Consider the following 18,851-nt stretch of genomic DNA (forward strand, 5'->3'; position numbering starts at 1 on the left):
CCGCCGGACAGGCGCACGCCGGACAGGCCCACGTCGGGCAGGGCTCGACTGGACTCAGTCATAGATGGCCTCCACCAGCCACTGCCCCGACTCCACCGCGAGCAGCAGAGCGGCACCGTCGGCGAGGCTCACCTGGAACCGGGCCCGGCGGCGGGCCTCGGCCGGCGCCCACCAGCGCTCGTCCACCGGCCACGGCCCGGCCCAACCCACGATCTCCACCGGCTGACCGGTGCCGACCACCAGTCGGGCCGGTGGGGCGCTCACCGCCAACCGCGCGCTGATCACCACCGGCTCGCCGGCGGCGTCGTGCACGGTCGCGGCGAGTGGGCTGGGCAGCACCACGGCGGGCGCGGGCGGCGGCAGCCGACCCGGCCACGGCGGGATACCCCCACCCCGGCCGGCCGCGGAACCAGCACCGCTACCGCCACCAGCACCAGCGCCCGCGCCCCTACCCGCGCCCGCACCCATGCCCATGCCCGCGCCCGCACCCATGCCTGCGCCTGCGCCCGCGCCCATGCCCGCGCCTGCGCCGGTGTCCGCACCGGCACCCATGGCCGCGCCGGCAACGGCCGGTGGGCCGGGATGGGCCGGTGGGCCGGGATGGGCCGGTGGGCCGGGATGGGCCGGTGGGCCGGGACGGGCCGGGAGCCGCTCGTCGCCCCATGGCACGAGGCGCACCTGGTCAGCCGGGGAACGCCCGCCACCGAGCACCGCCGTGACCACCGCTTCCGGGCCGAGGATGCCCTGTACGCGGCTCAACGCCCGGTGCGCCCGCTCCCGCTCCTCGCCGGTCTCCCCCCAGAGGCCGGTCTGCAGGCCGGCCTGGGCGACCACCCCGTCCGGGATCAGCCGCAGTCGGATGATGCCGGCCGTCGGGCGGGCCGGGCGGGCGCCGGCGCGACCGTTGCTGCCGGAGAGCCAGCCGTCGAGCTGCCAACGCACCCGATCGGCGATGGCGGCGGCGGTGAGCAGACCGTCATGCCGCCACACCCGGTGCAGCTCCTGCCCGTGCTCGGTAACCGCCTCGATGCCGAGTCGGGTGCAGGCCAGCCCGTGCCCGGCGAGCCGGTCGTGCAACTGCTCGGCCAGGGCACGGGCGGCGAACGCCGCCGCGTCGACCCGGTCGATCGGATCGTCGTACCCGGCGGTCACCGTCAGGTCGGCCGGCGGCTGCCGGACGGCGAGCGGGCGGTGGTCCCGGCCGGCGGCCAGCCGGTGGGCCAGCGCGCCGTCGAACCCGAAGCGGGCCAGCACGTCGCCGGCCGGTAGCGCGGCGAAGTCACCGAGGGTCCGCACCCCCAGCCGGCGCAACAGGTCAGCCAGCGCGGACCGACCGAGCGCCTCGACCGGCATCCCGGCCAGGAACGCCGGCGTCCCACCCGGCGCCACCACCCGGCCGGTGCGGGCGGCCAGCCCCGCGGCGAACACCCCGTCGGCAATGCCCACCTGGCTCTCCACCAGACACGACTGGGCGACGTGCTCGATGAGCCGTTCGGCGGCCGCCTCCTCACCGCCGAGGTAGCGACTCGGACCCCGGGCGGCAACCGCACAGGCGCCCGGCCGGACCACCTCGACACCGGCCACCAGTTCCTCCAACGCGGCGACCACCGGCTCGAACGCCCGGGCATCCCGGCCCGGGTCGTAGTCCACGACGGTGAGCTGCGGACAACGACCCTGCGCCTCCCGCTTGCGCAGCCCTCGGCGTACGCCTTCGGCGCGGGCCCGCTCGGAGCAGGCGACCACCCGGTTGGCGTGCAGTACGGCGACCGGGCCGGTGGCTGGTATCCCGTCGACGATCTCGGCGGCGAGCACCGGCCAGTCCGGGCACCACAGCAGCAGGGTCCGGGTCGGCGAGCCGGTCACCCCGACCCGACCAGGGCGAGCGGCCCGGACGGTCGGCCCACGGTCGATCGCACCGTCCGGGGAATGACGCGGGTGAGCTCGGCGTCGGGGAGCCAGACCTTGATCTCCTTGGGGCGGGCGGCTGCTCCCCGCCCGCGCGCCGACACGGTGACCTCCCGGCGGCGCAGCCGCCCCCGACCCTGACCGAGCCCTTCCCAGACCCCGCGGACCACCTGCAGCGTCACGTCCGCGCCGTCCCACCGGCCGTACGGAACGAGCACGCTGCCGCGCTGCCGGGCCCGGGCGGCCAGCCGGGTGGCGACCGAGGCGGAGACCGCAGCCGGTACGGCGGTGACCACGACGTCCACCCCGTCGATCAACGCGGCGACCACGGTGGCCCACTCGGGACCCGGATTCGGCACCAGGGCGAGCCGGTCCAGGGAGATGCCCAGCTCGGCCGCCGCGCCCGCGCCGAACGTCGGCACCCCGACCACCGCACACCACGAGCCGGCCCGGGACGCCTCGGCCAGCAGTGCCAGCACCAGCGAGGTGCCCCCACTGCGGCGGGGCTGACCGGCGGCGACAGCGATCGTGCTGCCCCGGCGTAGACCCCGGTTGGGCAACAGGCCGGTCAGCTCCGGCGTCACCGGTAGCACGCGGTGGCCGCCCACCGGATCGGGTGCGCTCGCCGGGCGTACCAGATCGGCCAGCGCGGCGGAACCCACCACCATGCGGCCCGCCATCGGACCAACCCCCCGTCGTTGCTGTGGAACAGATCAGGCCGCACCGTGACGCCGGCCGCCCGGCTTCCCTTCCAGGCGGCCGGCGTCACGGCGGTCTCACGCCGCGAGGCCGTCCAGGGCTGGTTGGTGTGCCACGCCGAGCGCGGTCTCCACCACCGTGACGAACTGTTCGGCGGCGCGGAGCAGGTCATCGGCCTCCCGGGCGCTGACCACCCGAGGGATACCGGCTTCGGCGGCGGCTCGCTTGCTGGCCCCGGCGGCGAAGAACCGGGCCCACTCGTCGAGCTCGGGGGCGACGGCGCAGAGCAGGACCCAGACGCTGGTGATCCGGTTGCGCCGGCTGGGGGCGGGACGGGCCCGGGCGGCGAGCAGGGCGGCCGCCGCGCGCAGCGCCGCCAGGTGGGCGGCCGCGTAGCGCAGGCCGTCGGGTCGGGTCTGGCCGGCCTCGACCAGCCCACGGCGGGCCAGGGTGAGGAGCTGGGCAGGGGTGCGGTGCGGCAGCACGTGCGCCGGCACCGTCGGTGCCTGAGCCGGGTTGGTCGGCATGGACTGTCTCCTCCACGTGGCCGGGGCGTCGGTCGGGGCGATGGTGCCGCCGACGAGACGCCGAGGTCGGGTGGGTGCGGAGGAAGACGCACCGGGGGTGGCCGGCCGGGTGTGGATGCTTCCCCACACCACACCCGGCCGGCGTACCGGCGGGTTCGTCGCCCGCCGCCCGGGGGTCGTGGGCGGCGGGCGACGCTCCTGCCTGATGGGACCGGGCTCGCGACTGCCCGGAAACCCAGGTGCGGCCCGCGGAGCCGCACCGGCCGGAACTGGCGCCGCGAAACGCCGCGCTCCGGCTGGTTGGAACGAACGTTCGAGGCAATCGAACACTCGTTCTAACTACTGCTGACAGTACACCTCCCCTCCGACGAAAATGCAACGTGTGACGCGCCAGGACTCGCCGTGACGTGTGCCGGGGTGAACCGGCGCACACGGACCGGGAAGAATGACGGGATGCAGCCACACCCGAACGTACGGGCGGTGCAGGACGCGCTGGACGGCGCTGGCGCGCTCGACGACACCGGTCAGCCCAGCACGGTCCGCCTCCTGCCCGACGCGGTGCACACCGCGGCAGCCGCCGCCGAGGCGCTCGGCGTCGAGGTGGGCCAGATCGCCAACTCGCTGATCTTCGACGCGGACGACGCGCCGCTGCTCGTGCTCACCTCCGGCGCGCACCGGGTGGACACCGCCGGTCTGGCCGCGTCCATCGGGGTCACCCGGCTGCGCCGGGCCACCCCGGAGTTCGTCCGCGAGCACACCGGCCAGCCGATCGGCGGGGTCGCCCCGCTCGGGCACCCTCGGGCGCTGCGCACCCTGGTGGACACCGCGCTGGCGCCGTACCCGCAGATCTGGGCGGCGGGCGGCGTACCGCAGGCGGTCTTCCCGACCACCTACGCCGAACTGCTGCGCGTCACCGCCGGCACCCCCGCCGAGGTGGCGTGAGCGAGCGGAGCGAGCGAACCAGCCGGCACAGCAGCGATGCGCTCGCGCCGCCGCGAAGCGGTGGCGTGAGCGAGCGGAGCGAGCGAACCAGCCGGCACAGCAGCGATGCGCTCGCGCCGCCGCGAAGCGGTGGCGTGAGCGAGCGGAGCGAGCGAACCAGCCGGCACAGCAGCGCCGTACCGGAGCTGGTCACCCTGCACGTGTGGCGGACCGCCCGGAGCGCGCTGCCGCGGGCGCTGATGAGGATGGCGGTGGATCCGCGTCGGCTGCGCGCCCTGCCGGGCGTCCGGTTCGGCAAGCTGCTGGGCACCGGGACAGGCACCGGCTTCGGCCCGGGTGACGCCGACCTCACCAGGTGGGCGGTGCTGACCGTCTGGGACTCCCCGCCGCGGCGGCCGGCTTCGACGACTCGCCGGTCGGGCGGGCCTGGGCGCGCATCGCCCAGGCGCAGGTCCAGGTCGACCTGCGGCCGCTGAGCAGCCGTGGCGAGTGGTCCGGCGAGCGGCCGTTCGGCGAACCACCGGGCGGTCGGGTGACCGGGCCGGTGCTGGCGTTGACGCGGGCCCGGCTGCGGGCACGTCGGGCGGCCACCTTCTGGCGGGCGATCCCGCCGGTGGCGGCGGCCCTGCGCGACGCGCCGGGGTTGCTCGCCCGGTTCGGCGTGGGTGAGGCCCCGTTGGGCTGGCAGGGCACGGTCAGCGTGTGGCGCGACCCGACGGACCTGGTGGCGTTCGCGTACCGTCACCCGGAGCATCGGGCGGCGATCATGCGAACCCCCACCGCGGGTTGGTACGCCGAGGAGCTGTTCGCCCGGTTCGAGGTACGCGACGTGGTCGGCGACCGGACGGTCCTCGGGTGGGTCGCCGATGGCGACCAGGCGACAGTGAAGGGTGGACGGGCATGAGGTTGGTGCGCTGGACGCCGGACGACCTCGTCCGACGACTGGACGATGTGGTGGCCGTCTACGGCGAGGCGATGGGGTACCGCACCGACCTGTTGGAGGCCCGGCGCGGCTACATCGCCACCCACGTCCGCCGACCGGGGTTCCGGGCCGTGGCCAGCCTGACCAGCGAGGGTCACCTCGCCGGCTTCGGGTACGGCTATCTGGGCAGCGCCGGCCAGTGGTGGCACGACCAGGTGCACCGGGCGCTGGACGGGCCGACCCGCAAGCGCTGGCTCACCCACTGCTTCGAGGTGGTCGAGCTGCACGTCCGCCCACCCGCGCAGGGGCACGGCCTGGGCGCCGGCCAGTTGCGGGCGCTGCTCACGATGGCCGAGGGCGACACCACGCTGCTGTCCACCCCGGAGGCGGAGGAGCAGACCTCGCGGGCCTGGCGGCTGTACCGGCGCTTCGGTTTCGTCGACGTGCTGCGCGACTTCCACTTTCCGGGTGACGAGCGGCCGTTCGGCGTACTCGGTCGGGACCTGCCGCTCGATCCCCCGGCGTCATGACCCGGCGGGTCTCCTGGACGCTGCTCGGCGTCCTGGTGTTCGCCCAGATCTGTTACCCGCTGACCACCGGCGCCACCCGGGCCGGGCTGACCGTGGCCACCGTCGTGCTCGGCTGGCTGCTCTCGGTCGGTCACGCGCTGCTCAGTCGGGGCCCCCGGGTGGCGGCGGCGCTGGTCGCGGTGGCCACCGGCGGTGGGTTCGCGATCGAGGCGATCGGGGTGGCCACGGGTGTGCCGTTCGGCAGCTACGACTACTCGGGCGAGCTGGGTCCCAAGCTGGCCGGGGTGCCATTGATCATTCCGTTGGCGTGGACCTGGATGGCCTGGCCGGCCTGGCTGGCCGCGGTCCGCCTGACCGGCGGCGGTAGCGCCCCGACCGGCGACGGCAGGGGCTCGACCGGCGACGGCAGGGGCTCGACCGTCGGACGGTGGGTGGGCAGGATCGCGTTGGCCGCCGTGGGCCTGGCGGCGTGGGACCTGTTCCTCGACCCGCAGATGGTCGCCGAGGGCTACTGGATCTGGCGCGACGCCACCCCCGCGTTGCCCGGCCTGACCGGCATCCCGGTCAGCAACTACCTGGGCTGGCTGCTCTTCGCCGTGCTGCTGATGAGCGCGCTGCGCCCGCTGGCCGGTCCGACCGCCGAACGCACCGACCGGCGGGACCACCCGATGGTCGCGCTCTACCTGTGGACGTACTTCTCCAGCATCCTGGCCCACGCCGTCTTCCTGGACCTGCCCGCCTCGGCGCTCTGGGGTGCCGCCGGCATGGGGGTCACCGCCGTGCCGCTGACGGTGACGCTGCTGCGCGCCCGCCGGGACGGCGGGACCCGCCAGGAGGACCACCGGCCGGACCGCACCGGCGTCGACGCGACCCGATGACCGTCCTGTCCGTCCTGCTGGTCGCCGTCGCCGCGTTGACCGCGCACACCTGGGTCAACGCCACCCGCTGGCTGCGCCGGCCCACCGACGCACCGGACGAGGTCGGCGAGTCGGTGGCCGTGCTGCTGCCGTTGCGCGACGAGGCCACCCGCGTCACGCCCTGCCTGCGCGCCCTGCTCGCCCAGCGGGGCGTGCCCGGGCTGCGCCTCGTGGTCCTGGACGACGGGTCCACCGACGGCACCGCCGACGTGGTCCGCGCGGTGGCCGGCGACGATCCCCGGGTCACCGTGCTCACCGGGGTCGCCCCGCCACCGGGCTGGCTGGGCAAACCGCACGCCTGCTGGCAGCTCGCCACCCGGGCCGCCCCGGAGGCCACCGCGCTGGTCTTCGTCGACGCCGACGTGGTGCTCGCCCCGCACGCCGTGGCGGCCGCCGTCACCGAGCTGCGCGCCGCCCGCGCGACGTTGCTGTCGCCGTACCCCCGGATCGTGGTGGCGACGGCGGCCGACCGGCTGGTCCAGCCGTTGTTGCAGTGGCTCTGGCTGACCTTCCTGCCGCTGCGGGCGATGGAACGCTCGGCGCGGCCGTCGCTGGCCGCGGCGGGCGGCCAGTTCCTGGTGGTGGACCGGGCCGGCTACACCGCCGCCGGCGGGCACGCCGCCGTCGCCGACAAGATCCTGGAGGACGTCGAGCTGGCCCGGGCGGTCAAGCGGGCCGGCGGGCGGATCGCCCTGGCCGACGGCTCGCGGCTGGCCACCTGCCGGATGTACGACGACTGGCCGCAACTGCGCGACGGGTACTCGAAGTCGCTGTGGGCGTCGTTCGGGCACCCGGGCGCGGCGGCGGCCGTGGTGGCGGCGCTGCTGCTGCTCTACACCGCCCCGCCGCTGGTCGCGCTGGGGTTCGCCTGGACGGCTCCCCGGGTGTCAATGGTTGCGCTCATCGCATACCTGCTGGGGGTGGCCGGGCGGGCGCTCACCGCCCGCGCGACCGGGGGCCGGTGGTGGCCCGACGCGCTCGCACACCCCGTGTCGGTCGTGGTCCTCGGCTGGTTGACCCTGCGGTCGTACCATCTGCGGAAGCGACGCCGCCTCACCTGGCGGGGCCGTCCGGTCAGCTAGGGAGGGCACGGCATGGCGCGGATCGTGGTCGTCGGCGCCGGGGTGGGTGGCCTCGCCACCGCCGCCCGGCTGGCCGCCACCGGACACCAGGTGACCGTCTTCGAGGCCGCCGACACGGTCGGCGGCAAGCTCGGCCGGTACGCGCACGACACCCCGGCCGGGTCGTTCCACTTCGACACCGGACCGAGCCTGCTCACCCTGCCCGAGGTCTTCCACGACCTGTTCGAGGCGACCGGGGCGAAGCTCGACGAGTACCTGGACCTGGTCCCGCTGGACCCGATCGTCCGGCACGTCTTTCCCGGCGGCGGCCCGACCCTGGACTCGTGCGCCGACCCGACGGAGTTCGCCGCGCGGATCGGGGCCGCCCTCGGTGACCGGGCGGTGGCCGACTGGCAGCGGCTGTGGCGGCGCGCCGCGCGGGTGTGGGAGGCGTCCTCGCGGGACATCCTGCGCCGTACCGTCGATTCCCCCGCGACCTGGCCTCGCTGGCCTGGCGGCTGGGCGACCTGGCCGCCATCGCGCCGGGCCGCACCCTGCGCGGCCTGGGCCGCCAGCACCTGTCCGACCCGCGACTGCGGATGCTGCTGGACCGGTACGCCACCTACACCGGCGCCGACCCACGCCGGGCGCCGGCGGCGCTGGTCGCGGTCCCCTATGCCGAGCTGACCTTCGGCGGTTGGTACCTGCGCGGCGGGCTGGGCACGCTCGCCGACGCGCTGCTGACCCGCTGCCTGGACCTCGGCGTGGTCGTGCAGACCGACACCCGGGTCACCCGGATCGACGCGACCGGCGGCCGGGTGCACGGGGTACGCCTCGCCGGGGTCGCCGCGCCGGTGCCCGCCGACGTGGTGGTGGCCAACGTGGACGCCCTCACCGTCTACCGTGACCTGTTGCCGCACCCGCGCCGGCTGGCCGGCCTGGCCGACCGCAGCCTCGCCGGGTTCGTGCTGCTGCTCGGCGTCTCCGGCGACACCGGGCTGGCCCACCACAACGTCTTCTTCCCGCGCGACTACGACGCCGAGTTCGACGCGGTCTTCGGCGACCCGGGTCGGGGCGTACGGGCCCGGCCGGCGGCCGACCCGACGGTGTTCGTCACCGTGGCGGACGACCCGATGGCCCGACCGGCCGGGCACGAAGCGTGGTTCGTGCTGGTCAACGCCGCCCGGCAGGGCACCGCCGGTGGGGCGGTAGACTGGCGACGCCCGGGGCTCGCCGACGCGTACGCCGACCGGATCCTGGACGTCCTGGCCGAGCGCGGCGTGGACGTGCGGGACCGGCTGCTGTTCCGCGAGGTGCGCACCCCGGCCGACCTGGACACCGCGACCGGAGCGCCGGGCGGCACGATCTACGGCACCGCCGGTGGTCTGCTCCGCCCGGCCAACCGGGGCCCGGCGCACGGGCTGTGGCTGGTGGGCGGCTCCAGCCACCCCGGCGGCGGGCTGCCGATGGTGACCCTCTCCGCGCAGATCGTCGCCGAGGAGATCGGCCCCGCCTGGTAGCCGGCGTGATCGGTTCAACCGGCATCGAGGAGCGCGCGGCGGACGGTGGACAGCAACTGCCCCAGCCCGAAGCCGGCGAGCAGCACCCAGACCGCGGTCGCCATGGTGATGGTGCCGGCGGCCAGCTCCGGCTCGATCAGACCGGCCAGCCCGGCGACCACCAGACCCGCCAGCGCGACCGAGACCCGGGTGGGTCGCTCGCCGACGGTCACCGCGCCGATCTCACGCATCCCGGCCAGGGCCGCGCGGGCCCGGACGTACTCGTGCAGCCAGGACAGCGCGCCGGCCGCGACGACCAGCGCGCCCGGCGCACCGACCAGCCAGAACGCCAGCAGCCAGGCCACCTCGCCGAGCCGGTCGGCCAGCGAGTCGTAGACGTAGCCCAGCCGGGTGGTGCGGTCGGTGGCGACGGCCACGGCGCCGTCCACACTGTCGGCCACGGCGGCGAGCAGCACGAACAACGCGCCCAGGAACGGGCCGTCGCCCGGCCGGGTCGCCAGCAACGGTACGCAGAAGCAGAGCAGCACCCCGACGACGGTGACCGGGGTGGGGCCGACCCGCAGCCGGCCCAGCACGTACCCGACGTGGTAGGCGAACCGCAGCCACGCGCGTACCACCGGCGCGGCGACCCGTGGGTCGAACCCGCCGTGCAGCCGCGCCCACGCCGTGGCGTACTGGTCCCAGTTCAGCTGTGTGCCCACCTGGGGATCAACCGTCGCGCCGGGCATCAGGTGTCGCCGACTCCGCGTTCACACCCGCGCGCCGGCCCTGAGGTTCTGCCAGACCTCCCGCGTGGCGGTGGACCGGTTGAGGGTGATGAAGTGGATTCCGGGGACGCCCTCGTCCAGCAGCCGGCGGCACATCTCGCTGGCCTGCTCGATGCCGAGCTGGCGCACCGCCTCCGGATCGTCGGCCACCCGCTCGAAACGCGCCGCCAGCGCGGGCGGGAAGGGCGCCCCGGAGAGCTGCACGGACCGCTCGATGGTGCCGATCTGGGTCACCGGCATCACCCCGGCCAGGATCGGGGTGGCGCAGCCGGCGGCGGCCACCCGGTCACGCAGGCGCAGGTAGTCGTCGGCCTCGAAGAACATCTGGGTGATCGCGAACTCGGCGCCGGCCCGGCACTTGCGGACGAACTGCGCGGTGTCGCTGGCCACGTCGGGCGAGCGGGGGTGCTTGTACGGGAAGGCCGCCACGCCGACGCTGAAGTCGCCGGAGTCACGGACCAGCCGGACCAGGTCCTCGGCGTAGTCGACGCCCTCGGGATGCCGGACCCACTCGCCGCCCGGGTTGCCGGGCGGGTCACCACGCACCGCCAGCACGTTGCGCACGCCCACCCCGGCGAGCCGTCCGATGACGTGCCGCAGCTCGGCCACGGAGTGGTTGACGGCGGTCAGGTGGGCCATCGGCAGCAGGGTGGTGTCGGTGGCGATCCGCTCGGTCACCGCCACCGTGGTGTCCCGGGTCGAACCGCCCGCGCCGTAGGTGATCGACACGAACGACGGGCGCAGCGACTCCAGCTCGCGGATCGCCTGCCAGAGCAGCCGCTCCCCCGCCTCGGTCTTGGGCGGGAAGAACTCGAACGAGAACGTCGGCTGACGGTCACGGATGAGCGCCCCGATCGCCGGCTGCGGATTGGGGAGTACCGAGGGAAGACCGAGCGCCACGACCCGACTCTAGCGGGCGGCGCCACCGTGACCCAGGAGCTTCCCACGGCCATACGCGATCCGAGCGGTCGCGGGACGCGCGGCGCGGCCGGACGGGGAAGTCGTCGTACCCCGGGGGGGTAGGAATGGGGGCGGGGGGCGGCGGGGGCGGCCGGTTCCGGCGTGGGGTCACGCAGCCGAGGTGCGCCCGGCCGGTGCGTCACCGCGTCGACCCGCCGGGAGGACCCATGATCTCGCCCGCACCGCGCACAGCTCAGGGAGAGCGCGAGCGGGAACAGATTCGAGAGGAAATCTGTTCGCACCGCTGGCGCTCAGCCCGTGTGTCAGTCCGCTACTCATTCGCTGAGCGTCGGCAAGTAGCCGACCAGGACTCCTCGGCAGCCACCTACTCGATCGCCTCACTCCATGCGACGCTCGATAGCCGCATAAAGTTCATTACGAAGCCCTTCCCAAATCAGGAATTCTTCAAATACATCATCGTGCTCTTTCACCGCAGCAATGCGCCCCATTGGCGCACCCCGGAACAGGTCCACGGCTGCCGGCATCTCAACGGAGCCTTGAAGTGCGTTCCAGGCCCCGAGCTCGTCCGGATTGAACATCCTTAACGGAACAAATACACCGAAGCTTGATATCGCCTGAACCGGCCCAGACTTAACCGCTTCGCGAAATTCACTGTTAAGCGTCAACTGAAGAAGCTCTCGAAGCGCCCCCAGTTGAAGATCGACTCGACCTTGCCGCTTCGCAACCTTGTATGCCCTCACAGCAATAAAGATCGCTATAACACCCGCCGATGACGCCAGAGCGTCGAACGCGAATCCCGCGTACACCATCCACTGAGGTTCATCCACGGCTATCCAGTGAAGCAGGCCGAGTCAAGACGGCCACTCAATGCGCTTAGACATTGCATCAAAGATCTCGTTATGCATTAAACCGGCGAGTACGGCGACCAAATCGTCAACCGAGTAGCTTGGTTGCGCCCTAGAGTGCTCCAGATCCGAACCAAGAACAGTATGATTTATTACATACTCTTCAATTTCGCTTCGACTGTGAGTGCCGAATGCTAGAAAGTTCCACGTCGGCAACTCGGGTTCCGCAAATATGATGAGACGCGAAAGCCCTTCGATCACGGGCTTAAAGGTTTCCGCGAAAGACCCGTCCCCGATGGCACGGTCCAGCGACAGACCCAATTCCTTAAGGAAATCCAGCTCAAGGGTCCGTCGACCTTGATCCTGTGCAACGCTATACGAGTCCGCGCTGACTTCGTACGCCCTAATGCCTACCTTGTAGGCCTTGATGGCCAAGAACAGACCGAACAACCCTGCCGCAGTGGCAAGGATGTTAAAAACGAACCCCGCGTAATCGAGCCAGTCACGTTCCACAGGGTCAAGTACAGCAGATCGGGTCAAGATGGTGATGCTGTGACTCACCAGCTTCCTGGGCGGTGCCCGCAGGCTGCACACCGGGAAACCTAGCACCAAGCCTACCATTTGCCACTCCTCGGGGGAACTGTAGTAATATCCAATCAGCAGCTAGATGAGTGCTTCGCAAGCTCGCTAGACCAGTAGCACAAGATAAGCCCTCCCTCGAAAGGGGATTTCGCTCTACCAGCGTTGCGTACGCTTGACCCTGCCGTCACCTATGGCTGCTTTGAGAACCCGCAAGCCTGCCGCCTGGACAAAGACGCGCCGCTTCTCCACGGCATCACCCTTTTTGTCTAGCTGATAACCATCGACCCACACCCAGCCGTCATAGGTGATCCAGTCTGTCACTACCCCGATCACCCTGAACGTCATTGGCTTTGTGAACTGAATACTCGCCTTCTTGGTGAGAAGCAGAACGTCACCGGGGTTGAGCCTCATCGACTTTCTTTCCTCTCCCGCCAACTCCTGAGGTGTCCACTGGCCTCCACCAGTCGAGGGCACGAGCCGTCTGGCGTGCACTTCGAGCAGACGTTCCGGTGGTGAAAGTCGATCACGTAACTGGCCATGATCACGAGGAAAGGGGGTTCGGGTCGAGGCTCCTCAAGCATCATGATCGCCGGCCTGCTGGTTGCGAAAATTCACAGCCTGCCGCTTCGATTCACTCTGCCCGGGCGCCTCGACGGTGCGGCACTCACCCGCCTGCCCGGGAACGCTCGTCCGCTCGACGACGTCCATCGGGCTGCCTGGTCTCTGGAACCACTTCCAACGGCGCATCCATCCTCCGCATCGTCGTTTCCCGCACGATGCCGGATGGTGATGGGACCCCTACACTGCGTTGATGTATGTTCATTGAGCGTCACGGACGTCCAATGAGGAGAGCGCTGTGAACCACGGACTCATCGCAGCCATGACCGAAGCCGGCGAGACAGCCGAAAGCCTTGCAGCCCAGACCGGCGTAGACCCCAAGACGGCACAGCGATGGGTAAGCCGTGGACGCATCCCCCGCCCAGTGGCACGCTCCCGAGTAGCGGCCATCCTCGGCAAGGACGTAAGGGACCTTTGGCCGGACGTACTCAAGAGACGCGAGCCATCGTGGTTCCGCCAGTGGGTCGATGTTGAACGTGAGGCACTGGGGCTTCGGTGGTTCGAGCTGGCATGGGTTCCGGGACTGTTGCAGACCGAGGCGTACGCCAGGGCAACCCTGGAGATGGAATCCCTGACCTCGGAGGAGGTGGATGCATTCGCCTCAGCTCGCATTGAGCGACAGTCGATCCTCCACCGCTCACGACCTCCACTGCTGGTGGCAGTCATGGACGAAACAGTCCTTCGCCGTCCGGCCAGCGCCAAGGACGACGGCACCCTGATGCGTGTCCAGTGTGAACACATCCTTGCCTGCGCAGAGCTGCCCTGCGTACGGGTTCATGTCGTCCCGTTGGGTACGCCGATGCATCCCGGGCTGGGCGGGCCGTTCATCATGGCCGAACTGCCCGACGGAACCCGGGCAGCTCACATCGATGCGCAGGTCAGAGCGCAGATCATCGAGGATAGGGAGGAAGTCGCTACCCTGGAGGGACGGTGGTCGCGCATAGTTGGCGAAGCGCTCCCCCGAGCGCAGTCTCTCAACCTCATCAGGGAAGCGGCAGCATCATGGACCTGACCAGCGCACATTGGTACAAGAGCACGAAGAGCGGCAACAACGGCGGGGCGTGCATCGAGGTCGCCGACAACCTTCCCGGCATTGTTGCCATCCGGGACAGCAAGGACCAGCACGGGCCAGCGCTGGTGTTCGGCCCTCACCAGTGGCAAGCATTCGTTGCAGTCGTCAAGGCCAATGCCCTGAGCTGACCGCGCTCCAGACCCGTCAAAGGGTGCTCGCAACTAATAACACCATACGCAGAAAGCCCTCCTGCCGATTAGGTGGAGGGCTTTCTTCGCGGGCAAACCGGAGACCGCCGACCAGGAACACGTCGGCGTCCTCGCTGGGTTCCGGCGGGAAAATCGTCGTACCCCCGGGGTAGGAATGGAGGGCGCGGGACGGGCGGCGGGGGTGGCCCGGTTCCGGCGTGGGGGGTCACGCAGCCGAGGTGCGCCCGGCCCGTTCGCGGGCGAGGTCGCACCGCGTCGACCCGCCGGGAGGCCCCATGATCTCGCCCGCACCGCCGCACCGCGCACAGCTCGGGCCACTGCTGGTCCGGCACCGGCTGGCCCGGGGGTGGAGTCAGCGTCGGGCCGCCGCCGAGTTGTGCGCCGCGGCGGGCGTCGCGACGTTGAGCCGCCACGAGGTGTCGAGGCTAGCAGACTTACACAGACCCCGGTAGCGTGCCTCTCATGCGCGTTCTGGGTGCCGTACGGCTGAGCCACCTCACAGACGAGACCACCTCCCCTGAGGTTCAGAGAGCCGACATCTCCGGTGACCCGGTGGTGGTCGGTGGAACCTTGGTCGACTGGGCTGAGGATCTTGACATCTCTGCCGACAAGTTCAGCCCGTTCAAGAGACCCAGCCTGGGTCCGTGGCTGACGGACAGAGCGAAGATCGCGCTGTACGACGCCCTAGTGTTCGCCAAGGCAGACCGAGCTATCCGCTCGATGATGGATATGTATGAGCTGAGCCAGTGGGCGATTACTCACCGAAAAGTCATCGTGTTCGTGAAGGGGCCTGGTGGTGGCCCACGGATGGAACTGGACTTCCGCAAGGGTGCGCTAGACCCCATCACTCAGTTGATCGTCACTATCTTCGCCTTCGCCGGGGAGATTGAGGTCAACACAATGAAGGACCGGGCTCAGGGCTCGCAGAAGCTTGCCCGCGTCCAGGGCCGCTGGCATGGAGGTACCCCGCCGTACGGGTACAGAGCAGTCAAGCACCCTTCGGGCAAGGGGTTCATCCTGGCTGTCGACCCTGAGAGCAGCAAGCGCGTCCAAGAAATCGTTAAGCGCATCCTTGATGGCGAGTCCATGAATGCAGTCTGTCAGGCGTTCAACGCCGCTGGTGTCCTGACTCCATCCGACCACTACCGAGAGCAGGTCGGCAAGAAGACCCTCGGGCACCGCTGGAAGACGACCGCTTTAATACCCATCTTGCGAGGTAGAGCCATTCTCGGAATAGCCGAGAAGGACGGGGAAGTGATCCGAGGCGATGATGGTCTGCCCGTTAAGCGTGCCGAGGCCATCGTCTCCCGTAGCGACTATGAGCTAGTACAGAAGCGGCTAGACGAGATCTCCAAGAAAAAGACGCGCTCGATGCAAACCTCTCCTCTGCTTGGCGTCCTGTTCTGCCTTAGCTGCGGTGAGCCCGCCTACCGGGTCCTCACAGGCGCTGCAACTCGGAAGGTTCGTCAGACCTACTACCGGTGTCGTGGGCGCACGGAGAAGCGGAACGCTTGCACTGCCGTGGGCATCCGGGCTGACGCCTTGGAGGAGATCATCGAGGCAACGATGCTCGGGCACATCGGAGATGTGGAGATCTTCGAGGAAGTCTTCATCGCTGCCGAATCTCACCAGGAGGAGCTAGCTGAGGCTCTTGCAGCACACGAAGATCTGGTTGGCCGGTCGGCAGGGAAGACGGGCAAGATTCGAGAGAACTTCGATCGACAGATTGCTAGCCTGGAAGCCCTCATCGAGCGCCTAAGCGCGCTGCCCGAGAGTCCTGCCAGGACGGAGCTTCGCAGCACTGGGCAGACCTATCGAGAAGTCTGGAACGCCTCTGACGACCAGGGTCGGAGGAAGATGCTCCTGAAGGCCGGCGTCCGCGTAGAGGCTGCCCCCGCCGGCAAGGATGGGATCTCGGTCGGTCGGCACGAACGTCCTAAGCGACAGGACGAGGCCGTGAACTTCGGTGAACACAAGAACATCAGCTTCGCATTCTTCATCCCGAAGGGATTGGCTGAGCGCGCTGGAGTCGCTTGAGTAGCAACGGAGCAGCCCTGGCGGAATGCCAGGGCTTTTCCGTGCGCAATAATAGAGCATGACACTTTCCGTCATTTCAGCATTGAATGGCAGAAATTCTCGGACTATTTTGCCATTCCCTTGCCGACTTGCTGACCCATACTCATGCGAAGTTTATTGAGTACATAAATTCCCTCGTACTCCAAACCTCGCTTCGTTTTGCCGTCAACTTCCGGGCAATAGCGCACCCAGAGAGCGTGACGCTCCTCCTCAGGCAGCTCAGTAACCAAAAACTCCAGGGCTGGAGTGGTAAAGCGACCGGTGATGCCGTAGATGTAGAGATCTGGCTCAAGGTCGTAGTACCTACGAAGCCACGCCAACCGCTCTGCCGCAGTACGAGCGCTCATCGGCGAAGGTCCACAGAGGTAGGCAGTAACCTGCTCGTCTGTGCTAGTGACCGTGAGGGCACCAGTGGAGCCCTGAGAACCCTCGTAGAGCCCCGTAGCCGCCTCAGCGTTGTAGGAGGTGCCCAAGCCATCCGAGGCCGCAAAAGCGCCCTCAGAGGGCTCATCACCCATCAGGAAGGCATCTACGAAATCCTCGGTCTCAGCATCGATCCGAGGTGCGACGTCAGACCGTCGTTGCGGACCCCAGTGAGCTTCCGTGGTGACACCCGAGTTCAGGACCTCCGCTACTCGGTCTCGTGCCCGCTGGAGGGTCTTCTCGCCAACAGCCTTCGCTGACTCGCCATCCCGGTACCGGCGCTCAAGCGCCTCCCTCCACTGGGAAGGCAGACGGTCAGAGGTCAAGGCTTGCTGTACGTCGGCAGGGATGCCGCTCCAAGGCTTCAGGAGCCTGGCAACGTCCTTGCCCGCGTACCGCTCCTCGGTCCGTCGCTCGATGCCCTCACTGGCCATCCGTTGGGCTATCTGCTGGCCCTCAAGCTTCAGCACTTTGGCGGCTGAGTAGTTCTGCTCAGGGTCATCGACCTTGGCACCAGTGACCCGATGGTGAGCACGGATGGTCTCCCGGTCGGTGAGGTCCGGTCTGCTGAGTGCGAAAGCCCAAAGCTCGTGGTGAACGTCTTCAAAGAGGTCGTGTCGCCCCACCTTCGCAACGGCGGTCCGAGAGGTCTCGGCGAGGAAGATAGCGAGAGGCTTCCCGCCGACCAGGGCGTAAGCGTCGGCAGGGATATCGTAGGCATCAGTCATGGTTGTTCCTATTCAGTTGTCTATTCAGTTGTTAGCCATCGGTGTTCGATGGCGGTTGACCTTCAGCAGTAACAAGTTCCTCTAGAGAGCAAGTAGGCGTTCTCGCCCTACTTGCGCATCGGTGGCGTTAGTGAGATCTGCCGTAGGCAGGGAAGTTGCTACCTATCAGAACAGCAATAACAACATTTTGGTTCTTCAAAAACCTGACAGGCTCTATATCTGAGGGTTTATGAGGGAGCCTCGCCAGGCTCGGCAGTGAGTCCTAGGAGCAGCCTTAAGGGCTGCTACGACTGAGGACGAACGGCTAGCCGAGGCTGAGGGAGCGAGGCTCCCGAATGGGAGCGACCGAATGAGAGGGAAGTAAGCGACTTGGTCGCTCCCTCCGGTCGCTCCTCTACCAACCCCTTCACTAAATACCGTTGATGTCCCAACGGGCAATCACGGACAGGAAGTCCCTGATTAGTGATCAGGATCACAAGTATTCAGGCACCTGGAGTGTCTGCGATGAACGAGCCAGCGCATCTAGGCGTGGCTGGGATGGTGGCGAACGGGAGTGCTACCGACTAGACGTCGGTCCGTTCAAATGGGCAACGCACAGGGTTGAGCACCAGCGGTGCGAACAGGTCCCCTCTCCGTCTGCTCTCGCTGGTGCTCCCCGCTTATCTTGCTATCCCATCCGTCGCTCAAGCGCCTTGATGACCTCGCTTCTGAGCTGATTAAGAGCGACATTCTTTTCGTACGTGCTGGCCGTCCCGCCTCGCGGCTCCTCACCAAAGTAGGGGAAACCGACGATGAACGTCTCCAGCACCGGCAGGGACACGCAGTCTGCTATATGCCACCAAGTAGGCAGTTCGGACTTGGGAAGCACTTCTAGCCGCGCCTGGATGCCATGTTTGCGATAGGCCATGACCGGCGAGTCTCCGATGTGATCACTGATGGTCTCATCGCGAGTCATGAGCATTAGCTCATGGAGCATTTGCACCTCGAAGGTTGCTCGCCCTTGTCGTCTCGCCAATCTGTAAGCCCGAACAGCAACGAACAGACCGACGACGCCAGCACTGGTGGCAAGCGTGTTGAAGACCAGACTTGCCCAGTCAAACCAGTCACGTTCCACAGCGATAAGTACAGCAGCTCAGGTCAAGGTGGTGATGCTGTGACTCAGCGGCCTGAGTACAGACGCCTCCACTCCGGGACTGCATACACCCGTGCCCGCTTGGAGATGCTGAGCATCTATGGCTACGTCTGCTGGTTGTGTGGACACACCATCGAGGGCATCCCTGAAGCTGACTACCTCACACCTGTGAAGCAAGACCCGTACCAAGATCCAGGCGACCCACACAACAAGCGCCCGAGTCATGGCCCTCGTGGTCGGTGCTACGCCTGTGACCCCATCAAAGGCAAATGCTGCAATCAAAGCAGGAACAAGAAGGCAATAACGAAGCCTTCGAACAGGTCTGAGGAATGGTGACACCCCGGGGGGTAGGGGTCGAATGTCCGATTCCTTTCCTTCCTGACCCTCCTTGCCTTTCTCGAACTTTCTCTCTCTAGGAGCCAGGCCATGACTGACGGATTCGCCAAAGTCATCCAGGAGGGCTCTTACCGAGAGCAGCTAGAAGCCCTTAGAGACTTGCTCGCCGAGAGGCTTGA

Annotated in this window: 18 protein-coding genes and 2 pseudogenes; 9 read left to right on the forward strand and 11 right to left on the reverse strand. The window is 68.8% G+C overall.

Annotated features, from left to right (window positions below):
- Positions 1–54: 54 nt before the first annotated feature.
- From ACQP0N_RS23885 to ACQP0N_RS23895, 3 genes are all read right to left on the reverse strand, one after another.
- The gene (locus ACQP0N_RS23885; protein WP_433114247.1) at positions 55–1,863 is read right to left on the reverse strand and encodes a DNA polymerase Y family protein; all 1,809 of its coding nucleotides are present in this window, start codon (positions 1,861–1,863) and stop codon (positions 55–57) included.
- The gene (locus ACQP0N_RS23890; RefSeq protein ID WP_355049446.1) at positions 1,860–2,585 is read right to left on the reverse strand and encodes a hypothetical protein; all 726 of its coding nucleotides are present in this window, start codon (positions 2,583–2,585) and stop codon (positions 1,860–1,862) included. Before ACQP0N_RS23890 ends, ACQP0N_RS23885 begins: the two co-directional genes overlap by 4 nt.
- Before the next feature lie 96 nt (positions 2,586–2,681).
- Positions 2,682–3,131, reverse strand: coding sequence for an SAV_6107 family HEPN domain-containing protein (locus tag ACQP0N_RS23895; RefSeq protein WP_234589090.1), 450 nt, complete (start codon positions 3,129–3,131; stop codon positions 2,682–2,684).
- Between the two features lie 453 nt (positions 3,132–3,584).
- Between ACQP0N_RS23895 and ACQP0N_RS23900 the strand changes: the two genes are divergently transcribed.
- From ACQP0N_RS23900 to ACQP0N_RS23925, 6 genes and pseudogenes are all read left to right on the forward strand, one after another.
- A complete protein-coding gene (locus ACQP0N_RS23900; RefSeq protein WP_355049445.1) occupies positions 3,585–4,073 on the forward strand; it encodes a YbaK/EbsC family protein in 489 nt (162 codons plus the stop codon).
- A gap of 134 nt (positions 4,074–4,207) precedes the next feature.
- Positions 4,208–4,977: pseudogene (locus tag ACQP0N_RS23905) on the forward strand (monooxygenase).
- Complete coding sequence (locus ACQP0N_RS23910; RefSeq protein WP_355049443.1) at positions 4,974–5,525, forward strand: GNAT family N-acetyltransferase; 552 nt, start codon at positions 4,974–4,976, stop codon at positions 5,523–5,525. The pseudogene ACQP0N_RS23905 and the gene ACQP0N_RS23910 overlap by 4 nt, the downstream one beginning before the upstream one ends.
- Positions 5,522–6,403 carry a carotenoid biosynthesis protein gene (locus ACQP0N_RS23915; RefSeq protein WP_433114250.1) on the forward strand — a complete coding sequence of 294 codons (882 nt, stop codon included), beginning with the start codon at positions 5,522–5,524 and terminating at the stop codon, positions 6,401–6,403. Before ACQP0N_RS23910 ends, ACQP0N_RS23915 begins: the two co-directional genes overlap by 4 nt.
- Positions 6,400–7,524, forward strand: a complete 1,125-nt coding sequence (locus tag ACQP0N_RS23920) for a glycosyltransferase (protein WP_433114251.1) — start codon at positions 6,400–6,402, stop codon at positions 7,522–7,524. The genes ACQP0N_RS23915 and ACQP0N_RS23920 overlap by 4 nt, the downstream gene beginning before the upstream one ends.
- A gap of 12 nt (positions 7,525–7,536) precedes the next feature.
- Positions 7,537–9,023, forward strand: a pseudogene (locus ACQP0N_RS23925) (phytoene desaturase family protein).
- 14 nt (positions 9,024–9,037) lie between these two features.
- Here ACQP0N_RS23925 and ACQP0N_RS23930 read toward each other — a convergent pair.
- The 6 genes from ACQP0N_RS23930 to ACQP0N_RS23955 all read right to left on the reverse strand — a co-directional run bounded on the left by ACQP0N_RS23930 (position 9,038) and on the right by ACQP0N_RS23955 (position 12,846).
- Positions 9,038–9,751 carry a CDP-alcohol phosphatidyltransferase family protein gene (locus ACQP0N_RS23930; protein ID WP_433114253.1) on the reverse strand — a complete coding sequence of 238 codons (714 nt, stop codon included), beginning with the start codon at positions 9,749–9,751 and terminating at the stop codon, positions 9,038–9,040.
- 21 nt (positions 9,752–9,772) lie between these two features.
- On the reverse strand, positions 9,773–10,690 hold the full coding sequence (metF, locus tag ACQP0N_RS23935; RefSeq protein ID WP_433114255.1) for a methylenetetrahydrofolate reductase [NAD(P)H]: 918 nt from the start codon (positions 10,688–10,690) through the stop codon (positions 9,773–9,775).
- A gap of 398 nt (positions 10,691–11,088) precedes the next feature.
- The gene (locus tag ACQP0N_RS23940; protein ID WP_433114257.1) at positions 11,089–11,538 is read right to left on the reverse strand and encodes a hypothetical protein; all 450 of its coding nucleotides are present in this window, start codon (positions 11,536–11,538) and stop codon (positions 11,089–11,091) included.
- A 24-nt stretch (positions 11,539–11,562) separates the two neighbouring features.
- Complete coding sequence (locus tag ACQP0N_RS23945) at positions 11,563–12,117, reverse strand: hypothetical protein (RefSeq protein ID WP_433114259.1); 555 nt, start codon at positions 12,115–12,117, stop codon at positions 11,563–11,565.
- A 174-nt stretch (positions 12,118–12,291) separates the two neighbouring features.
- Positions 12,292–12,549, reverse strand: a complete 258-nt coding sequence (locus ACQP0N_RS23950; RefSeq protein WP_433114261.1) for a hypothetical protein — start codon at positions 12,547–12,549, stop codon at positions 12,292–12,294.
- 162 nt (positions 12,550–12,711) lie between these two features.
- Positions 12,712–12,846 (reverse strand): hypothetical protein, encoded by a 135-nt coding sequence (locus ACQP0N_RS23955; RefSeq protein WP_433114263.1) that lies wholly within the window; start codon positions 12,844–12,846, stop codon positions 12,712–12,714.
- 148 nt (positions 12,847–12,994) lie between these two features.
- Here ACQP0N_RS23955 and ACQP0N_RS23960 point away from each other — a divergent pair, with 148 nt between their 5' ends.
- The 3 genes from ACQP0N_RS23960 to ACQP0N_RS23970 all read left to right on the forward strand — a co-directional run bounded on the left by ACQP0N_RS23960 (position 12,995) and on the right by ACQP0N_RS23970 (position 16,014).
- Positions 12,995–13,768, forward strand: a complete 774-nt coding sequence (locus tag ACQP0N_RS23960) for a DUF5753 domain-containing protein (RefSeq protein ID WP_433114265.1) — start codon at positions 12,995–12,997, stop codon at positions 13,766–13,768.
- Positions 13,759–13,956, forward strand: coding sequence for a DUF397 domain-containing protein (locus ACQP0N_RS23965; RefSeq protein ID WP_433114267.1), 198 nt, complete (start codon positions 13,759–13,761; stop codon positions 13,954–13,956). Before ACQP0N_RS23960 ends, ACQP0N_RS23965 begins: the two co-directional genes overlap by 10 nt.
- A gap of 483 nt (positions 13,957–14,439) precedes the next feature.
- Positions 14,440–16,014, forward strand: coding sequence for a recombinase family protein (locus ACQP0N_RS23970; protein ID WP_433114269.1), 1,575 nt, complete (start codon positions 14,440–14,442; stop codon positions 16,012–16,014).
- A 104-nt stretch (positions 16,015–16,118) separates the two neighbouring features.
- On the opposite strand, the gene ACQP0N_RS23975 is transcribed toward ACQP0N_RS23970, so the two are convergent.
- Positions 16,119–17,204 (reverse strand): hypothetical protein, encoded by a 1,086-nt coding sequence (locus tag ACQP0N_RS23975; protein WP_433114271.1) that lies wholly within the window; start codon positions 17,202–17,204, stop codon positions 16,119–16,121.
- A gap of 667 nt (positions 17,205–17,871) precedes the next feature.
- Positions 17,872–18,318 carry a hypothetical protein gene (locus ACQP0N_RS23980; protein ID WP_433114272.1) on the reverse strand — a complete coding sequence of 149 codons (447 nt, stop codon included), beginning with the start codon at positions 18,316–18,318 and terminating at the stop codon, positions 17,872–17,874.
- Positions 18,319–18,851 lie beyond the last annotated feature (533 nt).

Source organism: Micromonospora sp. CA-246542 (assembly GCF_050942905.1).
Lineage (GTDB): Bacteria > Actinomycetota > Actinomycetes > Mycobacteriales > Micromonosporaceae > Micromonospora.

Excerpts from the sequence above, each read along its gene's own strand:
- ACQP0N_RS23970 (WP_433114269.1), top strand. The coding sequence starts at position 14,440 with ATGCGCGTTCTGGGTGCCGTACGGCTGAGCCACCTCACAGACGAGACC.
- ACQP0N_RS23930 (WP_433114253.1), bottom strand. The coding sequence starts at position 9,751 with ATGCCCGGCGCGACGGTTGATCCCCAGGTGGGCACACAGCTGAACTGG.
- ACQP0N_RS23975 (WP_433114271.1), bottom strand. The coding sequence starts at position 17,204 with ATGACTGATGCCTACGATATCCCTGCCGACGCTTACGCCCTGGTCGGC.
- ACQP0N_RS23890 (WP_355049446.1), bottom strand. The coding sequence starts at position 2,585 with ATGGCGGGCCGCATGGTGGTGGGTTCCGCCGCGCTGGCCGATCTGGTA.
- ACQP0N_RS23950 (WP_433114261.1), bottom strand. The coding sequence starts at position 12,549 with ATGAGGCTCAACCCCGGTGACGTTCTGCTTCTCACCAAGAAGGCGAGT.
- ACQP0N_RS23900 (WP_355049445.1), top strand. The coding sequence starts at position 3,585 with ATGCAGCCACACCCGAACGTACGGGCGGTGCAGGACGCGCTGGACGGC.
- ACQP0N_RS23955 (WP_433114263.1), bottom strand. The coding sequence starts at position 12,846 with ATGGACGTCGTCGAGCGGACGAGCGTTCCCGGGCAGGCGGGTGAGTGC.
- ACQP0N_RS23965 (WP_433114267.1), top strand. The coding sequence starts at position 13,759 with ATGGACCTGACCAGCGCACATTGGTACAAGAGCACGAAGAGCGGCAAC.
- ACQP0N_RS23920 (WP_433114251.1), top strand. The coding sequence starts at position 6,400 with ATGACCGTCCTGTCCGTCCTGCTGGTCGCCGTCGCCGCGTTGACCGCG.
- ACQP0N_RS23910 (WP_355049443.1), top strand. The coding sequence starts at position 4,974 with ATGAGGTTGGTGCGCTGGACGCCGGACGACCTCGTCCGACGACTGGAC.
- ACQP0N_RS23895 (WP_234589090.1), bottom strand. The coding sequence starts at position 3,131 with ATGCCGACCAACCCGGCTCAGGCACCGACGGTGCCGGCGCACGTGCTG.
- ACQP0N_RS23915 (WP_433114250.1), top strand. The coding sequence starts at position 5,522 with ATGACCCGGCGGGTCTCCTGGACGCTGCTCGGCGTCCTGGTGTTCGCC.